This window comes from Paraburkholderia caledonica NBRC 102488 (genome assembly GCF_000685095.1).
In the GTDB taxonomy this organism is placed as follows: Bacteria; Pseudomonadota; Gammaproteobacteria; order Burkholderiales; family Burkholderiaceae; genus Paraburkholderia; species Paraburkholderia caledonica.
The window spans coordinates 316,477-328,955 of sequence record NZ_BAYE01000002.1 but is presented as its reverse complement, the minus strand read 5'-3'; the positions used below and the strand labels follow the sequence as shown (position 1 = coordinate 328,955).

Here is a 12,479-nt window from a genome sequence, read left to right as displayed (position 1 = left end):
CAGTGCGGCCATGCTCGCGGCGTGCACGGTGGGTCCGGATTACAAGCGGCCGCAGGCAGAGGTGCCGCCCGAATGGAAGACCGATTCGTACTGGCGTGTCGCGGCTCCGTCGCATGCGCCGATGGACCCTGACTGGTGGAACGTCTATCGCGACTCCACGCTCGCCACGCTGGAAACCCAGGCGCTCGCACAGAATCAGACGCTGGTGGCCGCGAGCGCGCACTATGCTCAGGCGAAGGCGACGCTTGCGAACACGCGTGCGCAGCAGGTTCCCGAAGTGGACCTCGCCGCATCGGCGTCACGCTTCCGCATTTCTCGCGACAGACCGCGCACGAACTACGGCGTGCCGACCACATCGACGGTGCAGAACAATCTGCAGATCGGTCCCACGATCAGCTACGACACCGATCTCTTTGGCCGCATACGCCGCCAGGTGGAAGGCGCGGCGGCGTCCGCCGAGCAATCCGCAGACGATCTCGCCAACGCGCGACTCGTGCTCACTACCGAGGTGGCGAGCGACTACTTCTCATTGCGTGAGCTCGACACCGAAATCGACGTGCTGAACCAATCGGTCACGCTGCAGCAGAAAGCACTCGATTATGTGAACTCCGAACATGAGCTCGGCGCCGTGTCGGGGCTCGATGTCTTGCAACAGAAGTCGCTGCTCGACACGACGCGTGTGCAAGCGCAGTTGCTGCTGAACCAGCGCGCGCAATTCGAGCACGCGCTCGCGGCGCTCGTCGGCGTGCCCGCGCCTCAATTCGCAATCGAGCCGAAGGTCCTGAACTTCCAGGTGCCGGCGATTGCGCTCGGCGTGCCGAGCGACGTGCTGCAACGGCGGCCCGACATCGCCTCGGCCGAGCGCGCAATGGCAGCGGCCAATGCGCAGATCGGCGTTGCCAAGGCGGCGTTTTTTCCGAGCCTCACGCTGACGCCCGGCATCGGCTGGGAAAGCACGCAGTTCGCGAGCTTGCTGAGCGCGCCCACGCTGATGTGGACGCTCGGTGCGGCGGCCAGCCAGGTCCTGTTCGACGGCGGGCGGCGCGCGGCCAACGTGCAGTTCGCGAGCGAAGGTTATAAAGCGACCGAGGCCGACTATCGGCAAACGGTGCTCAACGCATTCCAGCAGGTGCAGGACGGCATTACGGGTCTCGCCGTGCTCGACGGCGCGGCGAAGCAATCGGAGCAAGCGGTCGCGGATTCGCAACGTCTGCTCGCGCTGGCCAACGACCGTTATTCGGGCGGCCTTGTTGCGTATCTGGATGTCATTACCGCACAGCAGTCGTTGCTCAACAGCAAGCGTCAGGACGCGCAGATTCGCGGCCAGCAGATGACGCTTTCGGTCTCGCTCGTCAAGGCGCTGGGTGGTGGCTGGGACGCGAGCACGGGACCGGCGAGCGGCGAATCAAGGGTTGGGCAACAGGACATGCAGCCGGAGGGCGCCGGGCCCGTCCAGACACGTGCCGCTGCCCAGTGAGGCCGGCACGGTGCACGGGAAGCAATACGAGGCGTTTCGTATAATGCAGACACTAGGGGACGCGCATGAAATTGCTGATTGTTGAAGACGAGCACAAGGTGGTGGACTACCTGCGCTCCGGTTTGACAGAGCAGGGCTGGGTCGTGGACGTCGCGCTCGATGGTGAAGAGGGCATGCATCTGGCCACCGAGTTCGATTACGACGTGATCGTGCTCGACGTCATGCTGCCCAAGCGCGACGGCTTCAGCGTGCTGAAGGCGCTGCGCATGCGCAAGTCGACGCCGGTCATCATGCTGACGGCACGCGATCATGTGAACGACCGCGTGCGCGGTCTGCGCGAAGGCGCCGACGACTATCTGACCAAGCCATTCTCATTCCTCGAACTGGTCGAGCGTCTGCACGCTTTGGCGCGCCGCACGCGCTCGCAGGAATCCACGCTCATTTCAGTTGGCGATCTGTTCGTCGATCTGATCGGAAGGCGCGCGACGCGAGAGGGCGTGCGTCTCGATCTCACCGCGAAAGAATTCCAGCTGCTAAGCGTTTTGGCCCGCAGGCAAGGCGATATTCTGTCGAAGACCGCGATCACCGAACTCGTCTGGGATGTCAACTTCGATAGTCATACTAACGTCGTGGAAACGGCGATCAAGCGATTGCGCGCGAAGCTCGACGGCCCGTTTTCTTCCAAACTGCTGCATACCGTGCGCGGCATGGGCTATGTGCTTGAAGTGCGCGAAGAGGCGGAACAGCCATGAACCGTTCAATAGCACGGCGCCTCGCACTGATGTTCGCGCTCGTCGCGCTGTTCGTATTTACGCTCGTCGGCGCGGGGCTTTTTGCGGTGTTGCGCTCGCAGCTCGAGAACCACTTGCGCGAGTCGCTCGACGACCGTGCCCAGATCGCGCGGCTCATCTGCAATCACGGGCTGACACCTGAAAAATGGCGCATGTCGCGCGAGAAGCTTACCGACATGACGCCTCATGACCGCAGCACCGTATATGCGGTAACGAGCATCGAGCCGTCCTACAACTATGGCAAGCCCATCGAGGGTTCGACCGTGAAGACCTGGCCCGGCGGCTACGCCCGCGTGAGGCCGGTGGGCGGCGGTGAAGACATGCTCACCACCACGGTGTCCATTCCCGGCTATTCGACGCGGCCCCCCATGCAGTTGCAGGTTGCATCGAGCTATTCGCCGAACATTCGCACGATGCGCGTGTTCGGCTTCGCGCTTGCGGCGCTGTCGGCGCTTGGCAGCCTCGCGGTGCTGCTGCTCAGTTATTCGGTGACGCGCATCGGCCTCGCACCGTTGACGCGTCTCACCCGCGACGCGTCCGCCGTCAGTCCGAACAATCGCTCGCAACGGTTGAACACCACGTCGTTGCCGCATGAATTGAATGACCTCGCTAATTCTTTCAACGGCGCGCTTGAACGTCTCGACGGTGCGTACTGCCGCCTCGAATCCTTCAATGCGGACGTCGCGCACGAATTGCGTACGCCGGTCACGATCCTGATCGGGCAAACGGAAGTGGCGTTGACACGCAACCGCTCCGTGGACGATTTGCGTCATACGCTACAGTCGAATCTCGAAGAATTCGAACGAATGCGCGCGATCATCAACGACATGCTGTTCCTCGCGCGAGCCGACCAGGGCGAGCGCGCAACGGGCCTCGTTGAAGTATCGCTGGCGGCTGAAGTTGCACACACGCTGGAGTTTCTGGAGATTCCACTCGAAGAAGCTCGCGTGCATGCGCGGTTGCATGGCGACGCCTCGGCGCATGTGAACCGCTCGCTGTTCGGTCGCGCCTGCACGAATCTGTTGATGAACGCGATCCAGCATTGCCAGCCTGGTGCGCAGATCAACGTGCGCATTGTGCGGGACGGGCAACAGGTGCGCATTGAAGTTGCGAATCCCGGCGAGCCGATCGAGCCCGCCGTGCTCGAACATCTGTTCGACCGTTTTTATCGTGCTGAAGCGTCGCGCACCAATAGCCGCGAGAACCACGGACTCGGTCTCGCAATCGTTAAGGCGATTGCGGAGATGCATCGCGGCAGCGTGTCGGTGCAAAGCGCGAACGGCGTCAATACGTTTGCATTTTCGATCGCTGCTTCGCTTGCGGAGAGCGTCACGCTGTCAGTACGTTCGAATGCGGCGAAACTGCCGGGGAATGGCGTGGGAAATGGTGCGGCGAGCGCAAACACTCCACCGGCACCAGCATCATATTCGTCACTAGTAAAAGGAAAGTCTGCCTGAACGGGTAGCCACCGCTTCGCCGCTCCGTGTCACGCTGCATGGAAGCGAACGCATGAACTAGAAATCAAGCGTGAACTGAACCGACTCGTCACGCGGAATTTGTCCGGCGGGTTGCAGGTTGCCGGCCTTGACTCCGAGCAGCCTGATGGATTTAACGAGCTCCACTCTCTTCAGGCAGTCAGTTGCCGCGCGCCGCAACGCTTCTGCGTTGGCAATGGGTTCGGGAAGCGTAATGTCGCGCGTGACTGTTTTGAAGTCGTTAAAGCGAAGCTTGATGCCGATCTTCCTCGCCAGATAGCCTTTTCTCTGCAGATCGGCTGCCACCTGTTCGCACAGACGGGTGAATGCGGCGCCCAGTTCCTGCCGATGCCGTACGGCATGCAGGTCCCGTTCGAATGTGGTCTCGCGACTCATCGAGACCGGTTCGCTGTATGTCACCACAGGTCTCTCATCAAGACCGTGGGACACTCTGCGAAGCCATGCACCGTAGCTTCGGCCAAAGTGCTCTATGAGCCACGGCTCGTCGCACGCAGCGATTCCGCCGATGGTCGTTATTCCCAATGACGCAAGTTTCGCGCTGGCCTTGGGGCCAATACCGTTGATCTTATTCGCGGCCATTGGCCAGATCCTGGACTGCACGTCTTCGAACTTCAGGATCGTGATGCCGTCGGGCTTTTGCATATCGGAGCACAGCTTTGCAAGCAGCTTGTTGGGTGCGATTCCCACGGAGCAGGTGAGATTCGTTGCTTCCAACACCGCCGATTTCAGCTTGCGCGCTACTTCCTCTGAACTGCCGCTCGTGAGCGAGACGTCTGCGTACACTTCGTCGATACCGACGTCTTCTATGCTCGAAGTGACCGACCGCACTGCATCTTTGAACAGTCGCGAATACATTCGGTAGAGGTCGAAGTTCACCGGAAGGATAATCGCATCTGGCGCTAACCGGGCGGCCTTCATGGTGGGCATGCCGGAGTGAACTCCGAACGCGCGCGCTTCGTAGGTGGCGGTAGTCAAGACGCCTCTGCCGACATAGTCGCGTAAGCGCGAAAATTCGCGTGTGCCGTCAGGGTTGGTTCGCGGCGCGTCCGTGCGACGACCGGCAACCACCATGGCCTCGCCTCGTAGTTCTGGATACTGCGACAGTTCGCAAGACGCAAAGAATGCGTCCATGTCGATGTGGGCTATGCGCCGTTCATCTGGCATGCCGTGTTTGCTCAATAGTGGCGTTCGTGGTGCCGCCCGGTCAAAGGGGCGCTCGCCCGCACCTTCGGAAAGTGCGGGCGGCAAGGGCACGTGCGTTTAGGGTATTTTACCGGGACTGTACATCCGTACAGTGTTCTTTGTCACGGTCTTTGGAATTCGACCGACGGATTTGTTGGGAAGGGGAGTTCGTTGGACTGACGCATCAACCGAGTGCTGAAGGCATGTTCGCGCGGCGAGACCTGTCTCCAGGTTGGCCCGCCGCCTTCCGATCTACGATTGGTGCGCCTGAAGATGCCGCGCAAGTGAAGCCCACAGCATTGCCACGCCTCACCTGGCGGCGAATACCGACACCCCGCCATTGACGAACCCGTTTGCCGCGCAACCCGGACATCCCGCCGGCGATGTCGCGGAAGAGTACGGAACGAAAATGAGCCCGGTGGCTGAGTCGACCGCAACCGAATGCGCGTTATTGCCCGTGTTAAGACGGGCGACGACACTGCGATTGCCGGCGTCGACGATCGTCAACACGGGCGTACATGGCGACGCGGCCGAGCAGGTGCCGTTCGTCGACGCATTGCCAGAAGACGTCCACCGGCTCGCCGCGTTGTAGTAGCGATTGGTGGGCGCATCATATTCAAGCTGATCGCCGCCGCCTGCGTTCAGAGACGCCACCAGTGCACCGTTCGAACGGTTGAAGATCTGCAAAAGCAATGGCGCGCCAGTCGTACCTTCACGACATCCGACCGCAATATCGCTGCCGGGCCCCAGTGCCAGCCCTGTGGGATCACAATTGCCTTCGGAGTACATCGCGACGCCCGTTAGCGACGTGTAGTTTTGACTGCCACCGGTCGGTATTGCTCGAATGGACGCTCCCGGCAATTTCACCAGTTCGCCATGAGGATTCGCCGTGCTTCCGTCAACGTTCACATAGAAGTTGTCGCTGGCAGCGTCGTACCGGCACGCTTCGAGGCCCGCGGTGGGCTTGCCGGAGAGGTCCGTGAACGTTACCTTGGCGACGACGGTCTGCGTCGACGTGTTGATGAATGTGGCGAACGGGGGCGTCTCTTCCGGGCTGGAGATCATAAAGATGCCATGCGTGGGATCCAGACAACCTTCATCTGCGCGTACGCCCGTCGTGCTAACCGTGATTTTGCTCGTCACGGCGCCCACAGCGGGATCGACCACCTTCACAGAGTTCACGTCGCCCACGTAGATGAAGTTGCCGACAGGTGTCGCGCCGTCCGGACCCGCCTGCGAATTCGGCCCGGGGCCAAGCCCTGTGAACGCTAGCGGCCCGCTTCCCTGAATGGCCTTAACAAAGGTCTTCGACGGTATGTCGATCTGATCCAGAGATGCGTTATTCCTGTCGGTGAAGTAGTATCGGCTACCTGAAACAGCGCCGATGTCGAATGAGAAGTTTACGCCGGCCTTGATGTTCGGGACCGCGATGTCCGATACATAATGCGGCCCGCTAATGCTGAGTTGGTCCCCGCCGCAACCTGCAATCGCGATAGCCGCAGATGCCAACAATGCATTCGCCAATATGTGCTTCGGCATCGTACACCTCCCATCGTCGTCGTCGGAGTAGACCTACCTCAACCGCGCGCCGGAAGAGATAGTAGACGTTTCTATAGCTTATGCATTTCCGTGAGCAGCTATCCTTATCGTTTTCCCAGGTAGTCGGTACTGTGCTTAAGATTCCCATAAGGTTTGATATTTCATCCTGTGCATACCTGAACGTTTGAATGCCATCTGGAATCAGAAACCATGGCTGTTTGCTATGGGTGAATATGTGCGGGAGCGCTTATTAATTACTTTGCAACTAGGCATCTGCACATCGTTCAATGATCGACTGCTCTGACGTTGGCATGGGACAGCCGGGCCACCTCATTGAAATGCTCGATCATGTCATTCGCCAGACGGAAAATGACTGCGAGAAACAGCAGGCGAGGGCCAAGCAGAACGCCGCCGAGTTCGCGCACCAGTTGGCGCCTGGAGAAACCGTACAGCAGAAAACCGCCCGCGAGCAGGAATGGCGTAATCGCCGAGATATTGAAGGCGATGATCTGCGCAGTCAGCGTCGAGCCGATATTGGCGCTCATGATCAGCGCAGTGATGCCCGCGCCGGCGAGCACGCCGCGAAACCGGTTCGCCGTCAGCGTGCCGAGCAGCGCCTGCAAACGAGAACCGGCGATGGCCTTCAGTCCTCCCGTCATGAGTTCCAGTCCGAGCAGAAACAGAGCAAGGCCGCCGACCACCAAGCCAACGACGTCGATCAGGTTCAAATTGGCACCGGGCTGCATGGCGATGCGGCCTCCTCAGACTGAAATCATTCCCCATTGTAGGAGGTTCTATCACCGATACCGGTAATGGAGGCGCCGCTTGAACGGCGGGATGGCGGCAACCTGATTACTTGTCCTTCGGGGCAGCCGCCGGATCACGTATCCCACACGCGTTCCTGATAAACATTAGCGCTCGCTCGCAACCGGGTATCAAAAGAACGAGTCGAAGTCGAATCATGATTACCATTAACATGGCAGAGAGCGTTGTCTCGCCAATCACCCGGGCGAAAGCGAGTCCGACGGCGCCGTAGTGGGGAGCGAGCACAAGCGCGAGGAGTATATTCACGAACGCGGATGCGATTCCGACGGTGGCAAGCAGGCGATCCTTTTTCCGGGGCAAAAACACGTAACCAGCGATGAACTCGTTGAATGCAGCAAACGGGAACATCAAAGCAAAGATTTGAAGTATGTGAGCGCTCTGCGCGAAAGAATCACCGAGGATAAGAGGCAATACAAGAGGGGACAGGGTAAGCGCGGCGCAACATACTAGCAATCCGTATCCGATAAGCAGCATAGCGCCGCGCCGAGTCGTCTGGTTCGCGCCTTCCTTGTCGCCGTGGGCGAGTTGGCGCGTGATGGTAGGAATGAACACTTGGGCCGCCGGCCCCATCAATCCAAGGCTCAATGCTGCAAAACGTTCTGCCGCGCCAAAATAGCCCACTTGGGCGGGCGTAGATAGTAGCGTCAAAAGATAAGTCGATGAAGCTGTCAGAACCCTCGAAGCGGAAGAGTAGATGAACAGCATCGTTGATTTCCGCATCAGGGAAATGGTGCCTGTCCATCGGAGGCGTGGCCATCCCAGTTGTGAGATTGCGAGCCCATAAGAAATAACCGATGACGCTACACCTGAGATGAGTAGACTCGCGACGACCCATACTGCGTCGCGAGGACCTCTTACGATTGTCAGCACCAGCACCAGGCTCAACGCGAAACCGAAGACTTCGATGATGATGGGCGTTCGAAACTGGTGACGGCCCTGAAAAAGCCAACCGAGGTTGGCCCCGGACACAATTCCCAACAGCGTGGCCATCACACCGATCAGAGGTGTCTGGGACAGTACAGGAGAGCACATTGTGGCGACGAGCCCCGCGCACCCACCCACAATTGCATGCACTAGACGCGCGCTTAAGTGCAAAGACAGAATCTCATTACATTCTTCGGTCGATTGTGCTTTTGATATGTCCCGCATGCCGACGGGCTCGAAGCCATAGGCGACCAGCATCCAGATCACGCTCATCAGCGACATGGACGCCAGCACGCGGCTGTATCCGTCAACGCCAAGCGTCCTGCTGTAAAAAGGTACGACGATGATGAGGTACAGATATCTCAACACATAGCCGCCGTACACGAACCCAACGGTACGGATGCTCTTTCGTCTATCCATTCTGCTTCTCCGGCTGGAGGATGCCTTTTCAGCGCAACAGAGCGCGACGGCGGATCTGACGGGTTACTGCCTGGAGCAGGAACCTAACAACGGGCCGCACGTCTGCTTGTCTCAATCCGCGCTGTCGACATCTTGGAATCGCGGAAGTACTGCTACGCTGCATGGACTCCGTCGGTCCGGCTTTGTGAGCTGGATGCTGGTGGGCCTGGAAGTGCAGCGCTGAAACCACGCGAAGGCTGTCTGAACGCGCGCAGCCGCCTTCAGATGCTCTCTCTCTCTGCACGGTGGACGCCCATGATAGCGTGGCTGTGTCTCAGCTTTATTACCGCATACTTGGATGCAGCGTGGGGCGGCACTATCGGGCCATCGCCCGGGTGCGCAACCATCTCGCCACGCCAAGACTTCCCAGCATTAACCCGGCTCCGAGAGCGGGCACCGCCCGGACTACGCTGGCCTCGGGCCATTCCGAAATCAGGGGTTTTCCATCTTTGGCACCCAGCCTTGACATCCACTTGCGGGCGCTGAGTGGCAGGGGCGGCGCGACCTCCTCGAACACTCTGTGCAGCTGATCGCTCGCATGAGGAAAGGAGCCTAGTGCGCTCGCCTCGCTACGGGTGGGCGAGCCTATTACGAGTCTGGTTACGATGGCCGCTCCCTGCGTGATCCCTTGCAAAGAATCAAGTATGTCGATACCGGCCTCGCTGAGAACAGCCAGTACGTCATCGACATACGCATTGATCACATTGTGTTGAAGTCTCAGGCCCCACGCCATGGCCTGCGGATTGTCCTGAGTAAGGAGTTCTGGGTAAACGATGCCATCGCCTCCTCGTTTATAACCGGTCGTTGTGCCGTGGTCCGCTGCACAGAGGGCCTCAAATATCGGCCCTCGGACGAAGGGCCGTAGAGGCGCCGCGAAGGGTTCGCTCAGATAGTCGTCGAGACTACCGCAGTTTTCCGGGCGACGATGAAGCCCAAAATAGAAACCCGACAGACGCCGACTAAAGTTGGCTTCGCCGGTGGACGCGACCTGTGCCAGCGACCGCTGTAGATTTCCCCGCCATCCAATATCGACGACACCGACGTTCCCGTCGGCGAGAAATCCTTTTTGATCCAGATAGTCAAGAAGCAGTTGTCGAGCAGAAGAAGCGGTCGCATTGATGAGATTCACCACCTCATCGTCCGTCTGGATATGCTGCATCAATTGCTGTAGATCAGAGGCGCTCAGCGGGGCATCAGGGGAGCTAATGTGAAGACGTCGCTGCAAGCCGGCGATGGCCGGATGCTCGATATCCACGTCGAACTTTTCCAATATGTCAGAAAGAGAACTTCCCGGCGTGAAGCCGAAATGACTCAGATCTCCGTCGGACACGTTGACGAGTGCGGGTAAGTGGAGCGATTGCCGAGACACGTGCAGATAGCGCAGCTCGATCGGAATGTCATATAGAGCCACGATCTTCTTTGCAATCGACATAAGGATCTGGCCGTCACGCGCCAGAAAAAACAGCTTATCGACTTTCCTGCTTCGGGCCTGTTTCAGTATCCACACTACGAACGCGAGGAGCAACGGCCCCATGAAGCCCGCCGATATTTCGGCAATCGACCGGTCGTGGCTAGTGATAGCCGTAAAACGCAGCCGGGCGGTGCGCGCGCTCCCCGACAGCGCAGATCCGAGCAGGTGCGGCTCAATCGCGCCCTTGCCGAGTTCGCGCTCCAGGCGACTAGGCGCCCCGAGGAAGAACGGTGCTACGTGAGCGCCTGCACGCCACGCCTGGAAGACATCGGAAAAAACGCTGTCGCCAACGTGTAGATGGCTCTTGCTACTGCCCTTTGCAAGCGGAAAGAGCGACCCTGTCCTTTTTGCGCGGCCCCTCTCGCATGAAACGAAAAGTTCACCCTCGCCGATGTACACGCCGCAACTTCTCAACATCGTTTCAAGGTCACGATGAGAAAAGTAGATATCTGAAATAATCGCCGTTCTTCCGAGTGACGAGAAGCGATTGAGAGTCTCAACCATACCGGCGATGGGTCGCATCAAGCGCTTCTCGAGATCGACTTCAATGGTCTGCGCCGCTTCCAGTACATCGTGCGGCAAGCCCGACGACGCTGCAATGGCCGCGTAGATATCGTCGAGAGTCACTTCACGCTCAACTCCTGCCTTGCGTGCCCTGAACTCCGCTGCTTGCCGGATTCTCAGCCATTCGCCGGGCTTGATAAGCGAGCCGAATTCGCGTTGCAGTCGATACCCCGTTAGCAGGAACATGTCGGATGGCCTCTGCAAAGGCCTCGTTATCAAGGTGTCGAACGCGTCAAAAGAAACCAGCCCATTCCCGGTCCATATTCGCCGCGCATCGGCCTCCTCCAAGGGAGGCTTGGCCGAGAAGAGCCGATGGATGCCCGCTGACACGAATCGTTGATTGATGACCCGTTCGAGCACAAGGTTCGTAGCATTCATCAGTGTCTTCCACCCTTCAGAAAGGAAATGGTTTTCGCCAACACCGCCTTCCTGTCGGCCGCTCAATGTGGTCTTCTGGAACCTGTAACGTTGGAGATGGCGTCAAAGGAGAGCTTACGCAACATATCCCTCACCTGATGTGTAAGAGATGCGAATGAATCAAGAAACGGACGCGGTGCAGGGCTGCCGTTGTCGCGTCGCTCAGTTCATAGGCCAAATGTTCTAGCGCGGCGCTTGCTCCGAGATATGAGTAGGGAAAGCCGCTTGTTGAAGAACTGTATAACGCAACTGAGAACTCCCGGGTGATCGATTACGTGTCTAACGGCTGTCGCGAAACGCTTTTCATGAATCGCTTCGGTCACATCGACCCAGTGAAGAGATGCCTTGAGAGACCGATGCCGGCGCGCACACGCGGCGGCCAAACTTGCAGAAAGTGCGTGCGATGCGCGGAACCGCGCATTTGCGTCAAGCATGCCTTGTAGCGTCTGTCGGTCTGCCGACTTGTCAGAGGAAAGCGAACCACCACGACGCCGGTAACGGTAACCCATAGCCGGATAGACAATTATCCTTGCATCGTGCTTGGCCAATAAGCGCAACAGGATATCGAAGTCTTCTCCGGAACGAAGTCGCTCTTCATACCGAAGTCCGGCCAGGAGTTCAGCATTGATCATAGGCTTAAGATACGCGAGGCGTGGCGCTCGGATCAAAGAAACGGCATCGAAACTTTTGAAGCTCTCAAGGCCCAGTAGGGAATGTCCAGTGAGCGAGCCCTCCTCGTCCACGATAACTAAATCGTCCGCTACGATGCCTGCACCAGAACTCTCCGCGCGCTGCAGCAGCGACTCCAGGCGTCCTTCCGCGAGGACGTCATCACTGTCCAAAAACGTGATCCAGTGTCCTCGCGCGCATTCCAGCGCACGATTGCGCACAGTGGACGGCCCCGCGTTGAACGACGCGGTCAGAAGCCTGATTCGGGAATCGTTATCGGCAAAGGCGCGGACGATATCCACGCTAGCGTCAGTTGACGCATCATCCGCGACGATAAGTTCCCAGTCTTCAAGGCTTTGTCTCTGGACCGACTGAATGGCTTCGCCGATCCAGCGCTCGCCGTTAAAGTTCGCCATGACGACAGTGACAGACGGGGCCGCTGCATCCGTTATCCGTGTGACGGGCTTCTCTGTATGCGCGCAATCCTCCGCGGATCGCGCAAAGGAAGGGTCTTCGCCCGCCATGTATTGGTTGCTGGAGACGCCGACGGTTGACTGTGACTGGTCATGAGGCATTTCAGCGCCGTTCCAAGTTAGACAAGCTTACTAAACGTCAGAGGAGGGCTTGAGTTCAAGCCCTCGTTATGCGCGAACCGTGATAACGAG

Annotated in this window: 9 protein-coding genes; 3 read left to right on the top strand and 6 right to left on the bottom strand. The window is 58.8% G+C overall.

Annotated features, from left to right (window positions below):
* Positions 1-10: 10 nt before the first annotated feature.
* From BCA01S_RS05305 to BCA01S_RS05295, 3 genes are all read left to right on the top strand, one after another.
* Positions 11-1,477, top strand: coding sequence for an efflux transporter outer membrane subunit (locus BCA01S_RS05305; RefSeq protein WP_244145972.1), 1,467 nt, complete (start codon positions 11-13; stop codon positions 1,475-1,477).
* Between the two features lie 65 nt (positions 1,478-1,542).
* Positions 1,543-2,229: a heavy metal response regulator transcription factor gene (locus tag BCA01S_RS05300; protein WP_020066467.1), complete on the top strand. Its 687-nt coding sequence runs from the start codon at positions 1,543-1,545 to the stop codon at positions 2,227-2,229.
* Complete coding sequence (locus tag BCA01S_RS05295; protein ID WP_027776034.1) at positions 2,226-3,725, top strand: heavy metal sensor histidine kinase; 1,500 nt, start codon at positions 2,226-2,228, stop codon at positions 3,723-3,725. The genes BCA01S_RS05300 and BCA01S_RS05295 overlap by 4 nt, the downstream gene beginning before the upstream one ends.
* Before the next feature lie 57 nt (positions 3,726-3,782).
* On the opposite strand, the gene dinB is transcribed toward BCA01S_RS05295, so the two are convergent.
* From dinB to BCA01S_RS05265, 6 genes are all read right to left on the bottom strand, one after another.
* The gene (dinB, locus tag BCA01S_RS05290; protein ID WP_027776033.1) at positions 3,783-4,928 is read right to left on the bottom strand and encodes a DNA polymerase IV; all 1,146 of its coding nucleotides are present in this window, start codon (positions 4,926-4,928) and stop codon (positions 3,783-3,785) included.
* Positions 4,929-5,255: 327 nt separating this feature from the next.
* A complete protein-coding gene (locus BCA01S_RS05285; protein ID WP_027776032.1) occupies positions 5,256-6,485 on the bottom strand; it encodes a YncE family protein in 1,230 nt (409 codons plus the stop codon).
* A 284-nt stretch (positions 6,486-6,769) separates the two neighbouring features.
* Positions 6,770-7,231 (bottom strand): hypothetical protein, encoded by a 462-nt coding sequence (locus tag BCA01S_RS05280; protein WP_027776031.1) that lies wholly within the window; start codon positions 7,229-7,231, stop codon positions 6,770-6,772.
* Positions 7,232-7,337: 106 nt separating this feature from the next.
* Entirely contained in the window at positions 7,338-8,654 is a 1,317-nt protein-coding gene (locus BCA01S_RS05275; RefSeq protein WP_027776030.1) for an oligosaccharide flippase family protein, read from the bottom strand.
* 355 nt (positions 8,655-9,009) lie between these two features.
* Positions 9,010-11,106 carry an HAD family hydrolase gene (locus BCA01S_RS05270; protein WP_027776029.1) on the bottom strand — a complete coding sequence of 699 codons (2,097 nt, stop codon included), beginning with the start codon at positions 11,104-11,106 and terminating at the stop codon, positions 9,010-9,012.
* A 206-nt stretch (positions 11,107-11,312) separates the two neighbouring features.
* Entirely contained in the window at positions 11,313-12,389 is a 1,077-nt protein-coding gene (locus BCA01S_RS05265; protein ID WP_027776028.1) for a glycosyltransferase family 2 protein, read from the bottom strand.
* Positions 12,390-12,479 lie beyond the last annotated feature (90 nt).